This window comes from Thauera mechernichensis (assembly GCF_029588855.1).
Taxonomy (GTDB): Bacteria; Pseudomonadota; Gammaproteobacteria; order Burkholderiales; family Rhodocyclaceae; genus Thauera; species Thauera mechernichensis.
Genome location: NZ_JARQZE010000001.1, coordinates 506,754 through 529,698, shown reverse-complemented (window position 1 = coordinate 529,698; position 22,945 = coordinate 506,754). Strand labels below are relative to the sequence as shown.

The 22,945-nt window shown below is 68.9% G+C and carries 16 protein-coding genes; 5 read left to right on the top strand and 11 right to left on the bottom strand.

Annotated elements, in window-relative coordinates; genetic code table 11:
- Positions 1-9: 9 nt before the first annotated feature.
- The 10 genes from P7F68_RS02515 to P7F68_RS02470 all read right to left on the bottom strand — a co-directional run bounded on the left by P7F68_RS02515 (position 10) and on the right by P7F68_RS02470 (position 12,444).
- The gene (locus P7F68_RS02515) at positions 10-654 is read right to left on the bottom strand and encodes a phage baseplate assembly protein V (RefSeq protein ID WP_002925976.1); all 645 of its coding nucleotides are present in this window, start codon (positions 652-654) and stop codon (positions 10-12) included.
- Positions 651-1,733 (bottom strand): hypothetical protein, encoded by a 1,083-nt coding sequence (locus tag P7F68_RS02510; RefSeq protein ID WP_277830395.1) that lies wholly within the window; start codon positions 1,731-1,733, stop codon positions 651-653. Before P7F68_RS02510 ends, P7F68_RS02515 begins: the two co-directional genes overlap by 4 nt.
- On the bottom strand, positions 1,730-4,456 hold the full coding sequence (locus tag P7F68_RS02505; protein ID WP_277830393.1) for a M23 family metallopeptidase: 2,727 nt from the start codon (positions 4,454-4,456) through the stop codon (positions 1,730-1,732). The genes P7F68_RS02510 and P7F68_RS02505 overlap by 4 nt, the downstream gene beginning before the upstream one ends.
- A gap of 12 nt (positions 4,457-4,468) precedes the next feature.
- Positions 4,469-8,011: a hypothetical protein gene (locus tag P7F68_RS02500; RefSeq protein WP_277830390.1), complete on the bottom strand. Its 3,543-nt coding sequence runs from the start codon at positions 8,009-8,011 to the stop codon at positions 4,469-4,471.
- A gap of 6 nt (positions 8,012-8,017) precedes the next feature.
- Entirely contained in the window at positions 8,018-8,608 is a 591-nt protein-coding gene (locus P7F68_RS02495) for a hypothetical protein (protein WP_002929529.1), read from the bottom strand.
- Positions 8,605-9,759, bottom strand: coding sequence for a hypothetical protein (locus P7F68_RS02490; protein WP_277830387.1), 1,155 nt, complete (start codon positions 9,757-9,759; stop codon positions 8,605-8,607). Before P7F68_RS02490 ends, P7F68_RS02495 begins: the two co-directional genes overlap by 4 nt.
- Positions 9,752-10,276: a hypothetical protein gene (locus tag P7F68_RS02485; protein ID WP_277830385.1), complete on the bottom strand. Its 525-nt coding sequence runs from the start codon at positions 10,274-10,276 to the stop codon at positions 9,752-9,754. The genes P7F68_RS02490 and P7F68_RS02485 overlap by 8 nt, the downstream gene beginning before the upstream one ends.
- Before the next feature lie 4 nt (positions 10,277-10,280).
- Positions 10,281-10,790, bottom strand: coding sequence for a hypothetical protein (locus tag P7F68_RS02480; RefSeq protein ID WP_002929540.1), 510 nt, complete (start codon positions 10,788-10,790; stop codon positions 10,281-10,283).
- Between the two features lie 22 nt (positions 10,791-10,812).
- Positions 10,813-11,895, bottom strand: coding sequence for a phage tail sheath C-terminal domain-containing protein (locus P7F68_RS02475; RefSeq protein WP_002929541.1), 1,083 nt, complete (start codon positions 11,893-11,895; stop codon positions 10,813-10,815).
- Between the two features lie 102 nt (positions 11,896-11,997).
- Positions 11,998-12,444 carry a hypothetical protein gene (locus P7F68_RS02470; protein ID WP_002929542.1) on the bottom strand — a complete coding sequence of 149 codons (447 nt, stop codon included), beginning with the start codon at positions 12,442-12,444 and terminating at the stop codon, positions 11,998-12,000.
- A 257-nt stretch (positions 12,445-12,701) separates the two neighbouring features.
- Between P7F68_RS02470 and P7F68_RS02465 the strand changes: the two genes are divergently transcribed.
- From P7F68_RS02465 to P7F68_RS02455, 3 genes are all read left to right on the top strand, one after another.
- Entirely contained in the window at positions 12,702-13,601 is a 900-nt protein-coding gene (locus P7F68_RS02465; RefSeq protein WP_232431631.1) for a ribose-phosphate diphosphokinase, read from the top strand.
- Between the two features lie 150 nt (positions 13,602-13,751).
- On the top strand, positions 13,752-17,543 hold the full coding sequence (locus tag P7F68_RS02460; protein WP_277830380.1) for a hybrid sensor histidine kinase/response regulator: 3,792 nt from the start codon (positions 13,752-13,754) through the stop codon (positions 17,541-17,543).
- Positions 17,540-18,577: an HD domain-containing phosphohydrolase gene (locus P7F68_RS02455; RefSeq protein WP_277830378.1), complete on the top strand. Its 1,038-nt coding sequence runs from the start codon at positions 17,540-17,542 to the stop codon at positions 18,575-18,577. Before P7F68_RS02460 ends, P7F68_RS02455 begins: the two co-directional genes overlap by 4 nt.
- Positions 18,578-18,590: 13 nt before the next feature.
- Here P7F68_RS02455 and P7F68_RS02450 read toward each other — a convergent pair whose 3' ends face one another.
- Positions 18,591-20,891: an extracellular solute-binding protein gene (locus P7F68_RS02450; RefSeq protein WP_277830376.1), complete on the bottom strand. Its 2,301-nt coding sequence runs from the start codon at positions 20,889-20,891 to the stop codon at positions 18,591-18,593.
- Between the two features lie 83 nt (positions 20,892-20,974).
- Here P7F68_RS02450 and P7F68_RS02445 point away from each other — a divergent pair, with 83 nt between their 5' ends.
- Both P7F68_RS02445 and P7F68_RS02440 read left to right on the top strand, forming a co-directional pair.
- On the top strand, positions 20,975-21,889 hold the full coding sequence (locus P7F68_RS02445) for an adenylate/guanylate cyclase domain-containing protein (protein ID WP_002941599.1): 915 nt from the start codon (positions 20,975-20,977) through the stop codon (positions 21,887-21,889).
- Positions 21,890-21,952: 63 nt separating this feature from the next.
- Positions 21,953-22,942, top strand: a complete 990-nt coding sequence (locus P7F68_RS02440; RefSeq protein ID WP_277830372.1) for an efflux RND transporter periplasmic adaptor subunit — start codon at positions 21,953-21,955, stop codon at positions 22,940-22,942.
- Positions 22,943-22,945 lie beyond the last annotated feature (3 nt).

The window sequence follows — 22,945 nt, the reverse complement described above, 5'->3', positions numbered from 1 at the left end:
CTCGTCAACCTAGTTGATCTTGACCATCGCGCCCTTGAGCACGAGGTTTCCGCCAGCCTCCAGCGTGGCGTCGCCGTCCGCCTTGAGGCGTAGCCTGCCCGCGGCGGAGACATCGAGATTGCCCGGGGTGTCGATCTGGACGCCGCCGCCACCGTCGATGCTGATCGTGGTGTCGGCGACCTGCAGCCGCATCACCGGGTCGTCGTCCTGGACCTCGAGCTTGAAGCGCTCGCCCATCAGGCTGACGCTGAAGCCCTGCGGCGACGACTGGCGGATCTCGACGCGCACGCCGCCATCGCGGGCGTCGGCACCCGAGGGCAGTTGCAGCACCCAGTCGTTTTCGCTGTTGTCGGGCGGCGTGTCGGCCTCGTTGTAGAGCGTGCCGCACACCACAGGGCGGTTGAGCGCGCCACCGACGAAGCTGAGCAGCACCAGGTCGCCGACCTCGGGCAGGCTGGCGAAGCCCTTGCGCGGGGTTGCGACCGGAACCTGGCGCAACACCAGCTCGGTGTCGCGCAGCACCACGTCGGCACTGTAGGCACCGCCCCCCGATGCGGCCGGGAATACCGCCTGCACGATGCCGATCTCTGTCTGGCGGCGGCTGGCGAGTTCGCGCCGGATCATCTGCTGGATGGTGTCGTAGAGCGTGCTCATGCCGGCACCCCCGTCGCCCGGGTGATGAAGCCCCGGCCGGGCTCAAGCCGGTGCGTCACCGCCACCGCGATCCAGTCGCCGTCGCCGCGCCCGCCGGGGCAGCCTTCGAGCCTGAAGGGGCTGGCGATCTCCAGCGCCGGGCAGCCTGGCACGCTGACGTTCACGCGCCCCGCGGCCTTGGCTGCGGCGGGGGCAGCGCCGAGCAGGGTGGCGACCGCGCCGGCAGCACCACCAAGGCCGCCCGGGCCCGCGCCGGGTGCGCCGCCGCCCGGCGCGCCCGGCGTGTTCGTGGCCGGCTTTTCGCCGTCGCTCCAGGCGCCTTGCTCGGTGCGCCCGGTGACGTCGGGGGCAAAGGGTGCGATGGCGGTGTCGTGCAGGTCGGCCTCAAGCGCGAGCAGGTCGCGCCCCCAGGCCCACTTCGCCACTGGCTGGCCGCGTGCGGCACGGGCGTTGAGGCGTCCGGCAGCGTCGGTCCACACCGGCACCCCGGCGGCCTTGCCCAGGCGGGACATCCATTCCCACAGGGAGCATTGGGCGTCGATGGCGAGGAAGGCGAATCGAGGCCCGGTGTCGAGCTCGCCGATGTCGAGCTGCGCTTCGCCCGCCCACAGCGTGAGCAGGTCGGCAAAGTGCTGGTTCTCATAGCCGGCGTTGCGCCGCAGCCGCGCCAGCGCGGTGGCCGGTGCGCCGAGTACGAGTTCGAGCACGCCGCTGGCGCCGCCGAGCAGGGCGATCGGGCCGCTGAAGACGGCCGGCGGATCGTCTCCTGCGCCGAGCTGCAGCTTGAGCACGTCGCCGGCGGCAAGCGCGGGGAAATCGGCGCGCGGCAGGAAGCGCAGGCGGCATGAGGACAGCGCGGGTGCAGGCAGCAGGTTCACTTCGGCGCCAATGAGTGCAGTGGTGAGTGGATCGGGCTGGCCGGGACCGGTGACCAGGGCCACGAGTTCGGCACCGAAGCCCCCCGCCGAGGCCGCGCCGCCGCCGCGCGAAACCTTGGCCTGCGGCGGTGGCAGCGTGCTGTTGCCCGCGCTGTGGTCGAGCGCGGCGCCGAGTGCATCCATGAGCGCGTCGCCGATCATGGTGGCAGCTCCGTGCTGCGGGCGTTGGCCGAGCGGTACCAGCGCAGGTTGCGCAGCACACCGTCGCCCGGCGCGTCGGCGAAGACGAAGGGCAGTGTGTAGTCGCCCAGGTCGCCTTCCTGCAGGATGGGCCGCGGCGGGGTGTGCGTCGCCGCGCTTGGGTCGGGGCCGGGGACGACGTGCAGGTGAAGGTGGTTGTGGAAGCTCACGCCGGTGCTGCCCGCGCGCATCAGCGGGTTGCCGCGGCGCACCCGGGTGCCGATGATGTCGAGCGCGCCCTTGCCGTAGAGTGCTTGCCACAGCTCGCGCACGCCGCCGGTGGCGCCGTGGCCGTACACGGCATAGGTGGTGACCGGCGTGCCGCCCTGGTCGCGGTCCTGGCTGTCGATGCGGCTGTCGTGGCGGACCACGATGTAGTTCCAGCTCGGATTGCCATTGCGCCAGCCTGCGCCCATCACGGTGTCGGATGCGGTGCGTGCCGCGGTGCGCTGTGTACCGTCGGGATTGATGTTGTCCGGGATCCAGTCGAAGAAGTCGATCACGGTGCCGTCGCGGATGGCGAGGATCTCGTCGCCGAAGTCGTGCGCGAAATCGTAGGCATAGATCTGCGGGAAGCTGTTCCAGCGCGCATGGCTGAAGAAACCGAGATTGGCCTGGCCGACGTACATCGCAATGCCGGCCGCGTAGGGCAGTTGATAGGGCGAGCCGGCCTTGTCGGGATAGCCGGCGAAGTCGCTGCGCGGATTGCCGGCGGCGTCCGTGTACGGCGTGCCCGCGGGGTCGATGCGCGGGTTGTAGCGCCCGTCGTCGGTACTGCCGTCGCGCTGGGCGTAGAACTCGACGATGAAGGAAAGGGTGCCGACCAGCGCGCCGACGCCGATCTTCTCGCCAAGCTGGATCGGAGTGTGGGTGCGGGCGATGGCCCAGGCGAGCAGGGTGCCGATGGCGTTGGAGAAGGCGCTCGCGAGCGGGGCGCCGAGCAGCATCCAGGGGAAATAGAGCGGCCCGAAGGCGGCAGCGCCGTTGTTGTCGAAGGGCAGGCCGTAGTCGTCGCGCGGAATGAGGGCGCGGAAGCCGAAGCCGATCGCCAGGTTGACGAGGCCGATGACGGCGTCTGCATGTGCCCAGTTGGCCGGGCGCAGGTCCTCGCCCGACGCGGGTGGGCCACCCGCCCCGGTCTGGTTGATCAGCGTGAACAGCGACAGGAAGAAGTCGTTCACGCCCTGGGTGGCGCCGCTGATGGTGTAGGCCGAGAGCGCATCGCCGCCGATGAGCGTGAGCCACTGCAGGAAGCCGAGGCCGGCCGTGGTCTCGGTGTGCACCCCCTCGAAGGAGCCGCCGATGACGGTGAGCATCGGCAGCAATGACGAGAACAGCCAGGTCGAACCCACCCCCCAGCCCAGCGAGCGGCAGAGCAGCGAGGGCAGCGGTGCGCCGCCTGCCCCGCGCGCGATGCCGTCCGTCCAGTGCCACAGCCAGAGCGGGATGTTGCAGGCGTACTCGCGCTCGCCCTGGCCCATCGCCACCGCATGCCAGAAGCCCGCGCCAAGTTTCTGCAGGATGGCGGTGGCCTGGGTCCAGCCTTCGAGGAAGGCTGGCGGTATGGCGCCGAAGCTGAAGTGCTCGCGGCTGGGCGGGCCGGCGAACTGGGGGGCCTGGAACCAGGCGAAGGGCGCGTCGGCGCGGTGCAGCACGGCGTCGTCGACGGTGGCACGGCGCAAGGTCAGGCATCGGCCGTCGGTGCTGCGCCAGACCTCGTCGCCGGGGTAGCCAGGGGTGACGTTCTGCAGCAGGCCGATGCCGGCGCCGTTCGAGAACCCCTGGCGATGGCGTGCATACAGCCAGGAGGCGTACCAGCAATACTGTCCGTCGTCTTCGCGGCGGGGCGCGGCGTCCGCACGCGCGCTGGCCGGAGCTGTGCGACGCGCAGCCATCGCCGGTGAGGCGGCAGGGGGCGCGCTTGCCCGCGTGCTGCGGGCTCTGATTGCAGCAGCGCGGGTGATTTCGGCGAGCAGGCGCAATACCGCCTCGATGCGCCCGAGCAGGCATTCGGCCTGGCCGCCGATGCGTGGCAGCGGCGTTGTGCGCAAGGCGCGGATGAGGATGGCGGTGAGGCGGTCGACATCCAGGTCCAGGGTGGGGAAGTGCGGATAGACGTCCGTCTCCAGCCGGTTGAGCAGGCAGGCGAAGCTCTCGCGCACGGCGCGCGCGGCCGTGCTGGCGCCGGCGGGGTGTGTGCGCAACTCGGCGCGTACCTCGCCGAGCATGACCAGGAAGTCGGCGCGGAAGCCGGCCTGGCTCAGGCCCAGGGTGTCGGTGAGGATGCGGCTCGCACGCCGCAGGGTGCTGCGGATCTGTGCGTCTGACAGCAGGCCGGCGAGCGGTGCCAGGCGCTCGAGGCCGGCGGCGATGTGCTCGAGCATGTCGGCGGTCGTGGCCGGCGGCGGCCCGCTCGCAAAGCTGGCAAGCGGTGTGGTGAGGGGCTCGACCAGTGCGCGCAGTTCGTTCAGTGCCTGCGGCAGGCGTGGGCCGATCCGTGCCAGCAGGGTCGAGGCGAAGCGCTGGCCGGCAGCCTCAAAGGCCGGCAGGACCGCGTCCGCGGCAGCAGGGTTGAGGCTGAGCAGGTGTGCGAGGGCAACGACTTCGTCGGCGATCTCGTCACCGGCGCCGCGCCCCTGCATGCGGTTGAGCATTTGCGGCTGGATCAGGAGGGAGCCGAGCATCGTCCTGTTCTCCTAGGTGCCCACGCTGACGCTGGCGCTCACGCTCACTGATGCGCCGCTGCCGCCGGGAGCGCTGGCAAGCAGTGCGGCGTAGGCGGCGTCAACGCGGCTGATGTGCAGGCGCAGTTCGGGTGGCAGTGCGTTGATCCAGTCGGCGATGAGCTGGATCGAGGCGCTGGCGTCGAGCGCTGCGACCAGCGGCTCCACCGTCGCCCGCCAGGTCTCGTCCAGTGGCTGGAGCAGCAAGGGGTCGGGGTCGAGCGCGCCGACCTTGGCCTGCAGCTCACGGTGCATGGCGTCGAGCTGGGCGCGCTGGGCAGGCGGGATCACGGTGTCGAGCGAGATGCGCGCGAGCAGGCGGTCGCGGGTGGCCTCAAGCGGCTGGCGCAGTCCGGCGGGGTCGAGGGCGCGCAGTTCGCCGAGCAGGTCGCGGTATAGGGTATCGACCTGTTGCGCGTACAGGCCCGGGTCGAGCCCGGCGACGCGGTCGGTGAGCGACTCGATGCCTTCGAGCAGTGCGGCAAGCGCCTGCGGGGCGGCCAGGAGTTCGTCGAGCCTGGCCTGCAGGGCGTCGACCAGGCGGCGCAGTGCGGCCGTGGCGCTGCGCAGCAGGGCCACCAGCACTTGCAGACTGTCGAGGAAGAGCACCAGCGGGCGGCCGAACTGGCGCACCAGGGCTTCGCGCACCCAGGCGCGCAACTGGACGGGGTTGCCCGGCAGCAAGGCGGCGAAGGGGCCTTGTGCGGCCGGAAAGCGGTTGCCGAGCTGGTCGAGCAGGGTTGTCATGCGGGCGTCGGTTTCGGTCAGACGACGCGACAGCGCGGCGATGGCGATCAGGCCGTCCTCGGCGGCGCGGGTGTCGGCTTCGTCCAGCCAGCTGGCGATCGGGTTGGCGAGCGCGGGCGGGAGTGCGCCGAGCTGGCCGCGGATGCGGGCGCGGGCGAGCGCGAGTTCGCGCAGCAGCGCTGCGGACTGGGTGCCGGGGCTGGTGTCGGCGAGTGTTGTGGCGAGCGCGTCACGGTGTGCGGCCCACTGCGCGCGCAGGGCGTCGGCACTGCTGGCGAGCGCGGCCTGGCGCAGCGTGTCGAGGGCCTCGAGCTGCGCTGCTGTGGCCGTTTCCGGGACCTTGGCGAGGATGCCGTCGAGCCAGCTGTCGAACTCGCTGCCGGCGTCCCCCAGGGTGCCGAGACGGTCGACGAGGTGGTCGGCGACATCGAGCGCGCTTGCCAGGGTGCTGGCGAAGCTGCGTATGCGGTCGAGCGTCGCCGCCAGCGCCGTGCCGAGCTCGCCCGCCGGTACGGCAGCGTCCAGCGCCTGGAGGGCCTGGCCGAGTGTGGTGGTGAGCGGCTGCAGCAGGGCGGACGGGCGCAGGCCTTCGAGCTCGCGCACCAGCGCGCCATGGGCTTGCGCCGGTGCGGCGAGCGCGCCGCCGATGTCGAGCTGGCGGCCGAGGCGCTGGCGGGTGTCGGCCAGCGTGCGATCGGCTTCGTCCAGCCATTGCGCGGGCTGGAAGGCGGCCAGGCCGTCGCGCACTGCAGCAAAGGGTTCGGCCAGCAGTGGGGCGAGGGCCGCGCGCGGCGACAGTGCGAGCAGGCGGGCTCGTGCCTCTTCGGGAATGGCCTTGAGCTGGGTCAGCAGTTCGGTCGGGCTGGCCTCGAGCTGGGTGTCGAGACGGACGATGAGCGGGTCGGTGAGCGGCACCAGCGAGGGCGGCAGTACGCTCATGGCCGAGCGGATCAGCTCGGGGCCCGGAGCGGGCAGGGTGGCGGGGTCGATTGCGCGCAACACGGCTTCGAGCTTGCCGATGGCGGCGATGACCTCGTCCGCCACCGGTGCGAAGGAGATGCGTGACAGCGATTCGCTCAGCGCCTTCACCTGACCGAGCACCTGGATGAGCCGGGCCACGTCTTCTTGCTGACTGAGGCTGGCAAGGGGTTGCAGGATCTGCTGCAGCGGTGCGGAGAGCACTTCCGGATCGATCGCGTCCATCGCCGTGTCCGCGGCCTGGAGGGCCTGCGCAAGGGCCGTGGTGGCGGGCGCAAGCGTGGCGGCAAGGGCTGCCTCGATGGCCCCCACGGCTTGCTCCAGGCTCTGTTCGAACTGACGCTGAAGGCGCGCGAGGTCGAGCGTCTGGAGCTGGCTGCGGGCATCGTCAAAGGCGCGTGCGCTGCTCGCCCCGAGCGCGGCGAGCTGGGCTTCGATGTTTGCGAGGGTACTGTTTGCGCGCGCAAGTGCGGTGGTGACAGGGGCGCTGACGGCGCTGATGTCGAGCAGGTCGAGCACCGTCTCGAGGCGCGTCTGGATATCGTCGATCAGGGCCTCCAGTGCGGCGAAGGCATTGGCAGGCAGGCCCGGGATGGCGAGTCCGGGGACGGACTGGGTGAGGTCGGCCAGGCTCGCCCGTGGCAGCAGCAGGACCAGCGTGCGGCACAGCCCGGCGTCGAGGGCGCCTGGCAGAGCGAGGAGGGCGTTGTGCAGGCGCGCGCGGGCTGCGGTGCTGGCGGGGGCGAGCGTGACGTTGCGCGCCGCGAGCAGCGGTGCGCGCAGGGCCTGCGCATTCGCGAGCGCGGCTGCGATGGCAGCGGAGTCGGTGGGCTGCGCAGCGGTGAGGGCCGCGAGCGAGCCCACTGCAGTGACGAAATCGGCACCCGCGCTGCCCAGTTCGATGCCGGGCTGGGTGGCAAGGTCCGCAGCAGGGAGCGCGCGGGGGATGTGGGCGCTGGTATTGGCTGCGATCAGCGCCGCGAGTTGCTCCAGTGTCTGCTGGAGTTCGGCCTCTACCGCTGCGGCGCTGGCATCGTCCCAGCGGATCAGTGTGTCGAGCGGGTCACGCAGATCGTCGAGCACGGGTAACGAGCGCAGCTGGAAGTAACCCGGACGGAAGGTGCCCACGCGTGCATGCAGCCAGCGCAGCAGGCTGGGGACCGAAAGGTCGGCGGGCAGGGTGTCGATCAGTGCGTTTGCGGCCGTAACCTGTGCGGTGTCGAGCGCGCCGGCAGCGTTCGTGCCTGTTGCGCCGCCGCCTTCTTCCCCACCTTCTCCCCCACCTTCTCCCCCACCTTCTCCCCCACCTTCTCCCCCACCTTCGGCTCCGCCCCCGCTCGTGCTTGCGCCTGCACTGCTGCTAGCGGGGCCGGCCCCTGCCGTCAGGTCTGCCGGGATGGCGAGACCGCAGTGCCAGTCGGTGTTGAACACGGCCTGCAGCCGCGCAATGCGTGCGAGCAATGGTGCAAAGGCCGCTTGCAGGTCGGCGCCGAGGCGTTCGGGCAAGGCGGCAATATCGGCCTGCAGCGCCTGCGCGAGTCCGCCCAGCTCGCCCTGCAGGTTCGGCAGCAGCGTGCCGAAGCCAAGGCTGAACTCGAAGCCGCCGGACAGTTGTGGCACTGGCAGGCCTGCCAGGTCAGCGAGCGCGCTGCCGAAGTCGCCCGGCGGGCCGCTCTGCCAGCCGGCGATGAGGCGGCCGAGCTCGCCGTAGGCGCCGCCGACGCTGCCCGCGATCGCGGACAGGTCGGCGCCGGATACTGTCAGGTCGAGTTGAACCAGCAGTCCGGCCATGGTCGCCTACTCCAGCAGGTCGCGCAGCCCGGCACCGATGCTGCCGAGTTGGCCGATGGCGGGCGCGGTGTCGCCCAGGATGCCGGTGAGCGGGCCTGTCGGGTCGGACAGTTCCGGCATGCTGCCGAGCGCCTGCAGCGCGTCGAGCGCCCCCATGGCGTCGTCGAGCAGGCCGGCTGCCTGGTCGAGCAGGCTGGTGTCGATGCCGCCGAGGATGTTGCCCGGTGGCGGTGGCGGCGGCGACTCGATGAGCCACAGCGCGTAGTCGATCTGGTCGGGCGCGCTGGCCTCGGCCTGGACATGAACCTGCTGCAGCAGCACGTACTGGATGTCGGTGCCGGTGACGATGTCGGAGACGAAGGTCAGGGGTTGTCCGGCGCCGTAGTGCTCGCGTACGGCGTTGAGCAGGTCGAGGCCGGCCTCGCTGCCGAACACCGAGCCTTCGATGATGATGCGTGCGGGACGGCGCTCGAGGTCCTGGAACAGGCTGCCCGCGCGCCCGGGTAGCGGGAGCTCGAGGAAGTCGCGCGTTTCGAGGGTCTCGAGCCTCGTCACCCGCGGCAGCTCCCAGTCGGCAAGCATCGGTGTCAGGCTCATGACAGATCGACTCCGCGTAACCAGGCCTGCTCGCGCAGCAGGCGCTCGAGTCCGGCCGCGAGCTCACCGGGGTGGGAGGGGGCGGCATCGGCGTGGTGCTCCGCCTGCGTGGGCGTACCGCCGGTCGTTTGAGGCGTGCGCGCGAGGACGGCGTCCTGGGCGCCCAGCAGGCGCGAGGGCGCGCGCCCTTGCGGGAGCAGCGCCGGTGCTCCGGACGCGCGGCCTGCAGGCTGCCCGGCAGCGGTTTGCGCCGGAGCAGGGCGGAGGCCTGCCCGGGGCGCGGTTGCGAACAGGGTGCCGACCAGTTGCCGCAGTGCGTCGCTGCCGAGCTGCGGTGAGCCGGTGAGGCTATTGTCCGCTGGGTGGTCAGGGGGAGGCACATCGGCGCGGCCCGGGCGATCGCGATGGAGAGCGGTGCTGCCAGGCCACCCCCCCTCGCCTTGCCGCAACGGTGTGCGCGGGTAAAAGGGCGTTGTGTCGGGAGCGGCCTGGACGGCTGCAGGCGGGCGCACATGTGCGGGGTCGGCGGCAGCGGGCAGGCGGCCAACGCGTGCGGGGCGAGTGTCCGGGCCCGTTGCGAGCCCGGACGCAGCGGAGCGGGTATCCCGGCCGTCCGCCTCCCGGGTGCCGCCGGTAGGATGCAGGCGGGGGAGGTGCTGCGGGTCGGGGCGGGGCGCAGTGTGGCGTCGGAGCAGGGCGGTGATGAGCGCGCCGGCATCCTCGCCTGCAGCGGTGGCCGCGATCGGGGGCGGTGTGCTCATCCCGCGTGCTGCCTGGCCGGCGCCTTCTCCTGGTGGCGGGGAGGCAGTGGCTTCGTTGCCCATCCGGTCCGCGTTGCTGGTGCGGGCCATCGCCTGGCGCGTCCCCCGCAGTGGGCGTGGGTCGGCAGGCATCGCGCTTGCGCGTGGCTGGCTGCGAGCGTTGGCCCCGGCAATCTCGGCACCCGCCGCGGCGGCGGTTGGCGCTGCAAAGGGGTCGAAGGACGCCAGGGCAGGAAGCCGGTCGAGGTGTGCGGCATGTGCGAGTCCGTGTTCGCTACAGCGGGCGATCAGGCCGGACAGCCTGGCTTCGACCGTCTGCAAGGCGTGCACACAGCACTTGTACCCGTCAAGGGTGCGATTTGGGGGCGTACGACCGTGCGTTTCAGCCATCGCCGTCTCGCTCTTCGCGCAGCATCTGCAGATGCAGCAGGATCTGACCGAGGGTCAGCTCACCGATCTGTTGCGGCGTCCAGCCGAAGGCGCGCGCCAGCACATGGGCTGCGCGTGCAATGGGTTGCTCGGCGGCGTCCTCGAGTGCGGCCGGCGCTACGGCGAGGCCGCTGATGCGGTTGACCTCGGCGAGAAGGAACTCCATCAGGCCGAGCGGCAACGCGCTGATCTGCGGCAGGGTCAGCGCGGGGGTCTGCAGCGCAGCGTGCACCATCAGTGCGCCGGCGAGGCTGTCGCTGTCGCGTGCGGCGCGGCTGATGAGCTGCAGGTCGCGCACGGTGAGCGGACGGATCTGTACGCGGCCGGCGAGGCCGCTGCGTCCGGCTTCGACCAGCGCGGCGGGAACCTCGATATCGAAGCTGGCGGCGCTGCCGGCGAGCAGCTCGTCGGCGGCAAGGTAGCGATCATGGGCGGGCGCTGCGGCGGTGGCTGCGCCTGCCTGGGCAGAGAGCGCCATGGCGTCAGCCCTGTTCGTCGCGGACGCTCAGGTAGAGGGCCTGGAAACGCGCGCCCTCCATGACGAAATCGTCTTCGGGCATGCTCAGGTTCCACTGTTCGAGCTTGACGTCGTGCAGCGTCACGATCGAGCGCGTGCCCGGGTTGGCGGCGTTCTCCGCCATCAGCGTGATGTTGAAGGCGGGTTGGGCCCACGCACTGCGCGGCCGCTGTTCGCTCGCCTCGCCCAGCAGCAGGCGCAGCAGCGCGCCGTTGAGCCAGGCACGGTCGATCTGGCCGCGCACGCTGACGTTGCCTGCGCGCAACTCGCTCGCGTAGCGCTGGCCGATCTCGTGAAAGGGACGGATCGCCGAGCTTACCTGGACGGTGACGCCGGTGACGCGGCCGACCTGGATGAGGTCGTTGCCTTCGATCACCGTGCTGGCGGCCGCACCTTCGGGGCCTTCGCCTGCAGGGGCGAGCAGGATGGAACCGTCGGCTCCGGTGTAAACATGGGTGTTGGCGGCGGATGGCATGTCGGTCTCCTTTCCTGCGCGTTCAGGACAGCGCGAGGGTCACGCGGATGTAATCGATGCTGAAGGTCGGCTGCATGGCGACGTTGACGATGCAGCGGCCCGCGACCTCGTCGGCGCGTGTCGCCTTGACCTCCAGCTGGTAGCCGGTGAGCGCCTCGTCGACCACCATGGTGGTCAGGAAGCTGTCGAGCGCGCCGTGCAGGGCGGTGCGCACGCGTTCGTTGTTGAGCCGGCCGACGAAGGGGTTGGCGACCTGGCGAATGCCGGCCTTGGCGTAGTCGACGATGCGCCGTGTGGTGATCTGCGCGAAGGCTTCCCCTTCGGTGGTGATGCCCCGCACGACACGGATGCCCTGGCGGTCCTCAAGCGCGCATACGTTGCCCTGCAGCAGTGCCTTCAGCTGGCCATAGCTGTAGCGGGTGGCGAGCTGGGTGACGCCGGCAAGCACCTTGTTGGTGGGGCTGGCCTGGGGCGCGAGGCTGGCGACCAGGCCCGCGACCGCGGCTGCGGTGTAGTTGCCCGGCAGGGTGACCATGGCGCCGGCCGCCGGGTCGTAGGCGCGCACCCCGGGCGATACCAGCACGACGCGCTTGTTGGCCGCAACCTGGTCGACGACGGCGGTCACAGTGCTCGCATCCGAGCCGATCACCGTGATCATGTCCTTGCCGTCGCCCTCGGCGGCATTGACCGCCGCCGGCAGCACCTGCAGCGCGGTGGCGGTGGCCAGTTCGGGCGCGACCAGGATGTTGATGGTGTCCTTGAGGAGTTCGGCCGTGCCGTTGGCGAAGGCGGTCTGGTCGGCGCCGGCTGCCAGCGCATGGGCATAGACGGTGCGTGCACCGTTGGCAAAGAGCAGGGCGAGGCCGCGCATCAGGTTGAGCGTGCCGGCGCTGAGCGCGTCCGAGGCAGCGTAGAGCTTGGCCGCATCCTCCATGCTGCCAAGGATGTGAGTCTGGCCGATCGCATCGGTGACGTCCTCGGCCGCAGCCGCGGTGCCGACGATGCCGACGTTGCCGAAGCTGACGCCCTTGGGCGCGATCAGTCCCTCTGCCTGTACCCGGATGAATGTGCCCGGAACGATCTGTTCCGCAAAGTTCTCTTCCATCGCCCGCTCCTTGGTTCCCCCTGGGGGTGTGTGCGCCCCGCGCGGGGCATTTTCGGCCGCACGGCGCGTGGTACGCGCGGTGCGCTGTGCGCGTCCGGGCACTCAGCCGTCGGGCGCGATGTCGAGGATGAGGTCCGTGATCACGCCCTCCGAAGTCGCGGGTGGGCGGATGAACTCGAAGTCGATGTCGAAGAGGATGGCGCGCGCATCGCTGCTGTCCGCACGTGCCATGCGATGGATGCCCGCAGCATGCAACTCGCTGCGTGACAGGCTGAGCAGGTGGGAAGCCAGGTTGTGCACATGGGCCCGTGCATCGGCCTCGCTGCCGCCATTGATGCTGAGGTTCAGACGGGCATTCAGGCGCCGCCCGAAAAGTGCGCCCTCGGGCGCAACATGGTGGCCGACATAGCCACCTAGCCCGAGCGGCCTGACGTGTCGCACGTCGAGCGCCCTGGTGCGGCTCAGGCCCGCGGGAGGCGCGTCCGGGAGCAGGCTGTCCACAGCCACACCCAGTGCGTCGATGGCGTTCTGGGACAGGGCATCAGGCATCTGTCTCTCCTGCGTCCGTTCGCACGCGGCCCCCCGGGCTCAGCTCATGGAGTGGCGCGGGTGGGGAGGCTTTCCTTCCTTTGTCATAATCGGTTTAGTTGCCGGTGGGCGCTTTGTCAAACCGCGTGAATGGGGAGGTTCGCGGGCTGGCGAGGCGAGCCGCGAGGCCCTCTTGTCCGTTCGTGTGAAATCCTTGGCGCCAGGGCGGCTACGGACTCTTCAAGGGGGGGCAACAGGGGAGTAGGCTTGTAACGATGATGAGTGAAGAGACCGTGCTCCTGCATTTCGAAGACGAGGCCGAGCAGGCCGGGCGTCTGGCGCAGGCTGCGGGGCTGGACCTGCAGTTGATCGAACGCCACCGCTTTCCCGACGACGAGTTGCGCTTGCGCCTGCCGGCCAGGCTGCCGCCGAGCGTCCTGCTCTACCGCAGTCTTTATCGCCCGAACGAGAAGCTGCTCGAGTTGCTGCTGGTCGCGCGTACGGCCGGCCGTCTGGGGGCGCGGCACCTGAGCTTGGTGGCCCCCTACATGGCCTACATGCGTCAGGACATGGCCTTTTGCAGTGGCGAGGTCGTCAGCCAGCGCGTGGTTGGCGACTTTCTGGCGGGCCTGTTCGACGCCGTGGTCACGGTCGATCCCCACCTGCATCGCGTCGCGACCCTGGCCGAGGCGATCCCTGTCCCACATGCGGTTGCCCTGTCAGGGGCCGGGCTGCTGGGTGCGCTCGCTGCCGAGCGGCGCGAGCGGCCGCTGCTGGCAGGACCGGATGCGGAGTCGAGGCAGTGGGTCGAGCTTGCTGCGCGCGAGCAGGGCCTGGACTTCATGGTGTGCACCAAGGTCCGCCATGATGACCGCCGCGTCGACATTGCGTTGCCGGAAGGGGCCGCCGTGGCCGGGCGCGCGGTCGTGCTCCTGGACGACGTGGCCAGCTCGGGGCACACGCTCGCCGAAGCGGCGCGGCAGTTGCGCGCAGCCGGCGCCGCATCGGTCGATGTCGCCGTCACCCACGCCCTGTTTGCCGATGGGGCGCTCGAACTGATCCATGGCGCAGGCGTCGAGCAGGTGTGGAGTACCGACTGCATCGCCCACCCGAGCAATGTCGTCAGCGTGGCGCCCATGCTTGCAGCTGCGCTGACTACAATGGGACTCTGCCGGTAGCCGTGTGTGCCGCATGCGCGTGCGGGATGCGCGCTTGCAGTCATGCGTGCATCATGGTCTGATGCACTGCATTCCGGGCCGTGCCTGGGTGGAGGGGGCAATGACAGGTGGCTCGCGTTCGAGTAGTGCGCTGCGCGGGAGGGTGCGTCCATGCTGAACACGCAGAGCTCGCCTGCCTGGCGCGGCCGCCCGCGTGTGTCGGTTGCGGTCGTCCTCGTCGCCACCATCGTCTGCATCGTGACCGCGCTGCTGGCGTTGGTGGGCTCGCTGGCTTTCCACTACTACAGCGCCGAGCGTTGGCGGACTTTCGAAGATCGTCTCAATCTTGCCGCAGAGCAATTGGCTTCGGCGCTCGTGCCGCCGGTGTGGAACCTGGAATACGACCAGATCGGCCAGATCGCCTATAGCCGCTTGCGCGATCCGGACATTGCCGGCGTCGTGGTTGAGATCGATGCGCAGACGCTCATCTTTGGGCGTGACGGCGACGGCGCTGCACAGCGCATGAGCCTGCCTTACGCCACTGCCGGCCTGCATGAGCAGGCGCGCGCGATCAGTTTTGGCGGCGAGCGCATCGGGACTTTGGTCCTGCATGCCTCGTCGGACATGCTCGAGGTCGAGCTGGCGCAAACCCGGCTTTACATGCTGATGTTTGCCTTCGTCCTCGATGTCGTGCTCATCCTCAGTCTTTATGTCGTCGTTCGCCGCCTGGTGATCAGGCCTCTGCGCCAGGTCGAGCGCTACGCCGACGAGATTTCGCATGTTGGCGACAGCTCGATCGCGCTCGATGACCTGCGCTTTCTCGGCGAGCTTGATGGGCTGAAGTGCTCGATCGACAACATGGTGCGCGCGTTGGCGGCACGCAATCGCGAGCTCGAGCGCACGAATGCCCGCTTCGAGCGCGTCACCCGGCAGTTTCCGCTGCCTTTGCGCATTGCCGAAAACAGTGGCCGTATCCTGTTGGTGAATGAGTGTTTTACGGCGACTTTCGGTTATACAGCCGAGGAACTGCCCGACCTCCCGGCCTGGTACGACAAGGCCTACCCCGACGATGCCTACCGTGCCACGGCGCTTGCGGCCTGGGACCGTGCTGTCGTTGATGCCGCGGCAGGCGCCGGCAGGGTCCAGGTCGGGCACTTCCGCATCGTTTGCCGCGACGGCTCGGTGAAGGTTGTCGATGTTTCCGGCGTGCGTTTCGAGGACATCACCGTCGGTGTCATGCAGGACATTACCGAGCGCGTGACGGCCGAGGATGAACTCGCGCGCCATCGCGAGCACCTGGAGGAGCTTGTCGAGCAGCGTACCGAGGAGCTCGCCGCCACCTATGTGCGCCTGGAAGAGACCCAGTTCGCGATGGACCACGCCGGTATCGCGATCCAGTGGTACGAGGCCGGCAGTGGGCGGATCAGCTACGTCAACGACCATGCGTGCAGGCTCTACGGGTATGGGCGCGACCAACTTCTGGGCAGGCCGATCACCGATCTGGCTCCGGCCATCGACGCCAGCGTGGTTGTCGCACCGAGCGGCGGCGAGGCCAGTCATCAGCGTATCGAGGCCACTGTTCACAGGCGGGATGGCAGTGCGCTGGCGGTGGAGTTCATGATCTATCGCCAGGCCGCGGACGCGGGTCACGAAGGCGATTTCATCAGCTTTGCGACGGATATCTCGCAGCGCAAGGAGGCCGAGCAGGCCCTGATCAGCGCCCGGGTCAATGCCGAGGCGGCCGCTGCGGCGCGGAGCCAGTTCCTGGCCAACATGAGCCACGAGATCCGCACCCCGATGAACGCGATCATAGGCATGACGCAACTGGCGCTGCAGTGCGAGCTCGAGCCGAGGCAGCGCAATTTCATCCAGAAGGCCAATGCTGCCGCACTGTCCCTGCTCGGCATCATCAACGACATCCTCGATTTCTCGAAGATCGAGAGCGGCAACTTGCGTGTCGAGCAGGTCGATCTGGACCTCGACCGCGTGCTTGACGATCTGGCCGCCATGCTCGGCCTGAAGGCCGAGGAGAAGTCGCTCGAGTTGCTGTTCGATGTTGCGCCGGATGTTCCCCGCCGGCTTGTCGGCGATCCGCTGCGGCTGACGCAGGTGCTGATCAACCTGGTGAGCAATGCGATCAAGTTCACCGAGCACGGCCAGGTGGTCGTACGCTGCCGCTGCGAGCCAGCTCTTGCGGGGGAGGTCTTGCTGCGCTTCGAGGTTGAGGATAGCGGCATCGGTATCGATGAGGCGCAGCTCGCGCAGTTGTTCAAGCCCTTCAGTCAGGGAGATGGCTCGATCTCTCGCCGTTTTGGTGGCACCGGCCTTGGCTTGACAATCTCGCGTCACCTCGTCGAGTTGATGGGCGGGCGGATCGATGTGTCCAGCCAGCCCGGGCGCGGCAGCGTGTTCGCCTTTGCCGTGCCTGCTGTCGTCCAGTCCGATCAGACTCCGCGCGCGGCAATGGCCTGGGCCGGATTGCACAAGAGCCGGGTGCTGGTGGTGGACGACCATCCCGAGGCGCGTGAGGTGCTGGCTGCCCAGCTAGCCTCGATGCAGGCTGAGGTCGAGTGTGCGGCCTGTGCGCGGGATGCGCTTGCGATGATGCGAGGGGCGCCACCCTTCGACTTGTTGATCACGGACTGGCGCATGCCCGGCATGGACGGTGTGGAACTGGTCAGGGCCATCCAGCATGACGAGGAGGTTGCACACCCACGGGCCATCATCATGGTCAGTGCCTTCGGTGTCGAAGCGCTCAGGGCTGCTTGTGCCGATGTGCAGGTGGGGGCCATTCTGCCCAAACCGGCGAGTCCGTCGACCTTGCTCGAGGCGATCCAGTCGGCGCTCGGCGCCGATGCCTCTTCCGATCTGCCGCAGGCGGGGCTGCAGCCACGACCGGGCAGTCGCTCGCTCACCGGCTTGCGCATCCTGCTGGTCGAGGACAACCCGATCAACCAGGAGCTCGCGCTCGAGATGCTTGCGCGTGCGGGCGCCGAGGTTCTGACCGCGGGCGATGGCGAGCAGGCCTTGCGGCAGCTCGATCCTGGGCCGGCCTGCGACTGCGTGCTCATGGATGTCCAGATGCCACACATGGATGGCCTGGAGGCGACTCGCCGCCTGCGCGCGCAGGCGCGCTTCGCGGCGCTGCCCATCATCGCGATGACGGCGGGCGCCCTCCCCGAAGAGCGTGCGCTGACGCAGGCTGCGGGTATGAACGACCATCTCGTCAAACCGATCGATGTCGACCTGATGTTGACCACGATCCTACGCTGGTGTGGCAGGGGCAAATTGGGCGCGGGCGGAGCGGGGCAGGACGTGGCACGGCCTGGAGAGAAGGCAGGGGATGCCCCCGTTGTGCTCGACCTCGAGCATGGCCTCAAGCTTGCTGGTGGCAATGGCATGTTGCAGCGCCGCCTGCTTGCGCTCCACGCGGGCAATTCGGCCGACCTCGTTGCGCGGTTGCGTGCGGCGGCGGCCGCGGGCGATCGTGAGGCCTTGCGGGGGCTCGCGCACCGTATCAAGGGCGAGACGGCGGTGCTCGGCGCGGCTGAAGCCCAGGTCTTTGCGACACGGCTGGAAGCGTGCAGCCGCGAGTGCGGCAGCGCCTTGCTGCAGACCGAGGTTGCCGCGCTATGTGCGGCGCTGGAGCGTCTGAGCGCGCGTATCGAGAACCTTCCGGCACCGGGTTCGGGCAGCAGGGCCTATACGGGTACGGCGACGCTGAGCGAGCGCATCGCGAGCTTGCGCTGCTTGCTCGAGTCAGCGGATGCCGACGCGGTCGAGGCGGTCATCGAGTTGCGTGCGTGCCTGAGCGATGCGCGGGCCGAGGCCGGCTGTGAGCGCCTGGCGGGGCTGGTCGAGGGGTATGCCTTTGATCAAGCGCTGGCGGAGCTGGATCGGCTGGCAGAAGCCTGGGGTGTCGTGGGCGGCGCTGCCGAGCCGGGTAAGGAAGAACCGAGATGAACATGCCTGAACAAGCCATCAAACCACTGCTGCTGATCGTCGACGACGTGCCGACCAATATCGAGGTCCTGCGCGGCGTGCTGCGTCCGCACTACCGCCTCAAGATCGCCACCTGCGGCGAGCGGGCGCTGCAGATCGCGGCGCAGGAGCCGATGCCCGACCTCGTCCTGCTCGATGTGATGATGCCGGACATGGATGGTTACGCCGTGTGCAAACGGCTCAAGGCGGACCCCCGCACCCACGCCATTCCGGTGATCTTCGTCTCTGCCTGTGACGATGAGGATGATCACGAGCATGGTTTCGATGCCGGGGCGGTGGATTACATCACCAAGCCGGTACGGCCGCGAATCGTGTTATCGCGAGTGGCAGCCCACCTTGCGGCCAATCGCCACACCCTGCAACTCGAGGCGCAGGTGCGTGAGCGCACGCGGCAACTCAACCATGCCAGCATCAAGATCATCCGTAACCTGTGCAATGCCGCCGAGTTCAAGGATGACGAGACCGGCAAGCACGTGGTGCGCATGAGCCATTACGCGCGCAGCCTGGCCCGCGCCCTGCAGCAGGACGCGGCCTGGAGCGAGCTGCTCTTCAATGCGGCGCCGATGCACGACATCGGCAAGATCGGGATTCCTGATCACATCCTTGGCAAGCCTGGCAAGCTGACCGCGGAGGAGTGGGAGGTGATGAAGACGCATGCCGCGATCGGCGCCCACATCATCGGTGATCCGGAAGGTTCCGAACTGCTGGCGCTGGCGACCACCGTTGCGGTCAGCCACCATGAGAAGTGGGACGGCAGTGGTTATCCGCGTGGGCTGGCTGGCGAGGCGATCCCGCTGGCGGGCCGTATCGTCGCGGTTGCAGATGTCTTCGACGCGCTGACCTCGGTTCGGCCCTACAAGAAGGCGTGGTCGGTGGACGACGCCCTTGCCCATATCCAGGCCCAGGCGGGGCAGCACTTCGACCCCGTGCTTGCGGCCAGCTTCGTTTCCCTCCGCGCCGAGATCGAGGATATCCGCGCCCGCTACGCCGACTGATTCCGGCTGCGCCTCAGCCGCTAGTGGCAGGGGCGGCGTAGTAACCTGCTGCCTCCAGGATGCGTCGGATCTCGATCTGGGCGTTGCGCAACGCCTGCTGGACGCTGATCTTGCCGTTCAGGGCACGATTCACCTCCACCGCGAGCGCATGTCCGATGGCCGGGAATTCGGGGATGGAGACGAACTGGATGCCGCGGTAGTGACGGCCTGGCAGCGCGTCGTCGGCGTCCCGGATCGATGCCAGCACGAAGTCCGCAAAGGGGGCCGCGGCCTGGTATTCCGGCCTGGCGTAGGTCGATAGCCGTGTGCCGGGGGGGGCTGCAACCCACCCTACCTGTTCGCCGACACGCTCGGCATAGGTCTGCGAGGTCGCCCACTCGAGGAAGCGTCGGGCGTGGGCCTTGCGTGTCGACGTTGCAGGTATCGCGAGCGCCCAACTCCATAACCAGTGCTCGCCGAGCTCCACGCTGCCCACTGGGGCCGGTGCATGGCCGACCTGGGCCGCGACCTTCGATTGCTGCGGGTCGTAGAGGAGGCCCGCGGCGACCGTGGCGTCGATCCAGATTGCGCAATGCCCGTCAGCGAAGAGTTGCAGGGTTTCGCGGTAGCCGCGCTCGCTGGCGTCGCTTGGCCCGTGGCGCTGCAGAAGCCTCACGTAGAGTTCGATTGCCCGCTGCCAGGCAGGCGTGTCGACCTCCGGTTGCCAGTGCTCGTCGAACCAGCGTCCGCCATGGGTGTTGACCATGGGAGCGATGACCGCGACGCTCTCGCCCCAGCCGATCTTGCCGCGTAGGCAGACACCGCGCACGCCGGCCCCGGGGTCGTCGAGGGCGCTGGCGAGACGCTCGATGTCCGCGTACGTCGGGCGCGCCGGCATGGTGAGGCCGGCGCGCTCGAACAGGTCTCGCCGGTAGTAGGTCATCGAGCTTTCGGCATAGAACGGCAGGGCGTAGAGCGTTCCGTCGTGGCTCAGGCTGGCGCGCACCGATGCAAGCAGGTCGGCCTCCTGGTAGTCGGCCGGGAGGTCGGTGAGTGGCTCGAGCCAGCCGCGTTGCCCCCACAGCGGCGTCTCATACGAGCCGATGGTCATGATGTCGAACTGGCCGTCGGCGATCGCCAGGTCGGTCATCAGGCGAGTGCGCAGGACGGTCTCGTCGATTACGCGCCAGTCGAGCGTGATGTCCGGGTTGGCGCGCTCGAATTCGGCGGACAGGCGCTTCATCACCAGCATGTCGGGATTGTTCACCGTGCCGATCGTCAGGCGCGCAGCGTGCCCGCTGGCCGTGTCGTTGGCGCGCAGGCCATGGCTGAACAGGATCTCCCGCAACTCACCGGCAGCGGCCATCGCCGCAAGGGTTTGGTCGAAGGCTGCAGCCAGGGCCTTGTGGCGGGGTGACTGCGTAGACCAGCCAACGTGGAACGGGGTCGGAAACAACGCCGGATCGAGAAACTCCAACTGTCCGATCAGATGGGGGCGGTGCAGTACCATCAGGTCGCTCGCACGGTACTTGTCGACCAGCATGAGGTCGATGCGGCCGAGCGCGAGCTTGTCCAGGTTCTGCAGGTCGGAGGCGACGTATTCGCGCGTCGGCGAAACCGCAGCGTCGACTTCCGCCGGTAGTTTCGCGCCCTTGAGCATGCCGATACGCAGCGTTGCCAGGTCCCGGAGTGCAACTGTTGGGCGGCGATCTGCATCCTCAGGATACGGGACGATATCCTGGCGTCGCTTGAGCAGGCCGAGATTGAGTCCAGGGAAGGGTGCACTCAGTTGCAGCATGCGGCTTCCGGCGTTGGCGCCCACGATCGGCAGCACGCCATCCACCTTGCCGGACTCGGCAAGGGCGAGCGCGCGTGCAGCCGGGTAGAAACGGATCTCGACCTCCAGGCCGCTCTGCGCCAGCACGCGGCGAACGAGTTCGACCGCATACCCCTGGCGCTCGATATGGGCGCCCAGGTACGGCGGCATGTCGACCGCGGCAAGGCGCACGACATCGGCCGCGCGGGCACTCGGCACCAGGCACAGCAGCGCGGCAAGCCCGATCTTGAGGGCGTCTTTCAGATCCGCCTGCAGCTGTTTGAGTGCGAGCAAGGCATTGAATAATCTGTATTTTGCTGTGGTGTGCATGCTGAGTCCCGGCTTGTGCGGCGGCTTGCCCCTGGCATCGAGCGAGACTACGGTGCTTTCGCGTGCGCTTCCAGTGGGGATGTCCCCCACGGTGCGGCCCTGCACCGAGATGCGCTTTGTGCAGGGCGCGATGCGCATGTCGGCGGCGGCACCTTCAGCGATGACGTCTTCAAGCCTTAGTGCTAGCATCACGCATTCCGCGATGCTGCGAATGCGCGCCCCCTCTGCCCGGGGCGCCCGTCTGCGCGTCCGGCGACAGAATGAGGAGGCGTGTGGAGCAATCGGTCAGGACCGTGGTATTCGCCGATCTTACGGGCAGCACCGGGCTGTTCGAGACGGCGGGCAATGTGGCGGCGACGCAGATCGTCACTCGCCGCATGCACGCGCTCGGTCGCCATCTGGCATGCGCCGGGGGGCGCGTCGTCAAGTACCTGGGCGACGGCGTGCTGGTGCTGTTCGACGACACGGTCGCCGCGGTTCAGGCTGCTGCGAACATGCCCGAGGTCGTGCGCGAGCTCACGCATGGCGAGACCGAACGCGCACCGCTGGGGATCAAGACGGGGGTCGCGCGCGGTTCGATCGTCGAGCATGGCGGCGATTGCTACGGCGATGCGGTCAACGTGGCCGCCCGCCTGAGCGACCGTGCCCAGGCGGGAGAGATTCTCATCGGCGAGAGCGTCTTCGACAGCTTGCCCGACGCGATGCGCCTTGGTTGCCACAGCCTCGATCGCATCAGCATCAAGGGCAAGGCCGAGCCGTTGCGGGTGTGGCGGGTGGATTTCAGTCGCACCGCCGAGACCACGCTTACCACCATGCTTGGTTTCCAGGAACTCATCGATGGGCCGGTCTCGGTGCAGCGCATCGATATCGAGCGCCTCGACCAGCGTATCGAGCTCCATCCTGACGATGGCCCGCTGGTCATAGGTCGTGGCGATGGCGTTGGCTTCTCCATCGACGATCCGCGTGTGTCGCGCCGCCATGCGCGTATCGAGTGGACTGGCGGTCAGTGCGTGTTCACCGACTTCAGCAGCAACGGCAGCTGGGTTCGCTTTGCGTCGGCATCCGCGCCGGTGGCCCTGCGGCGCGACACCTGTACCCTGTATGGCGATGGCGAGATCGGGCTCGGTGCGACGCCCGACGATTTCACCGCGCCCACCCTGGGTTTTCACGTCATCGACCAACGCTGAGGCTGGCTTAACTTGCCGTCGCGGTCGTGGCCAGGCCTTCACAAATGACCACCTAGAGCTGCGATGAGAGTCCTCGCTGTCGTGTTGCTGTTGCTTCCCACGCTGTCGTTGGCGACTGAGTGGAACGCGAAACCCCTGTCCGAGATCGCCCTTTACCCCGAGTTCCGCATACCCGCTGCAGTCCACGCGCGTGACGAAGCCGGCATCGCCGCCGAGGTTTCCGCACGTATCCTTGCCATGCCGGTGCGAGAGGGTGAGGCCGTTGCGCGCGGTGCAGTGCTGGTGCGTCTGGATGATGCGGCCTACCGCATCGAACTCGAACGCGCCCGCGCCCAGCGCGCCCTGGTCGATAGCCGCATCGAGCTGGCGCGTGCCCAGCTTGCACAGGCGCGTGCGCTGGCAGCGCGCGGTTTCATCAGTGCCGACGGCTTGCGCATCCGCGAGACCGAGGTCGGCGTGCTCGAGAGCGAGCGTGCTGCGGCCGCGGCTTCGGTCGCGTCCGCCGAGCTTGCCCTTGCGCGCTGCGTGGTACGTGCGCCCTACGCGGGTGTCGTGCGCAGCCGCAGCGCCAGCGTAGGCGACCTGGCAAGCCCGGGCATGCCTTTGCTCACCCTGGCGGCAAGCGATGAGGTCGAGGTCCGCGCCCGTGTACCGGCCAGCCAGGTCGAGGCTTTCGAGCGCGCCCAGGCCTGGCGACTGCATGTCGGCGACGCCGCCCATGAGTTGTCGGTGCGGCGTATCTCGCCTGTTGTAGAAACCGCGGGCCAGGTGCGTGAGGCGGTGCTGGTGGCGGCAAGTGCGCTCGCCCCCGGCCTGGCGGGCGAGTTGCGCTGGCGCAGCACGGACCCGCACCTGCCCGCGGCTTACCTGCAGCAGCGCGAGGGCGTGCTGGGTGCCTGGGTCGTTCGCGATGGCCAGCCGCAGTTCATGCCCTTGCCGCAGGCTCAGGCGGGCCGGCCGTTGGCGGTGGATTGGCCGTTGGCGACCGAACTCGTCGACGACGGGCGCTTCGCGCTCGACCTGCACGCCGAGCGCGCGGCGGAAGCGCAGTGAGTG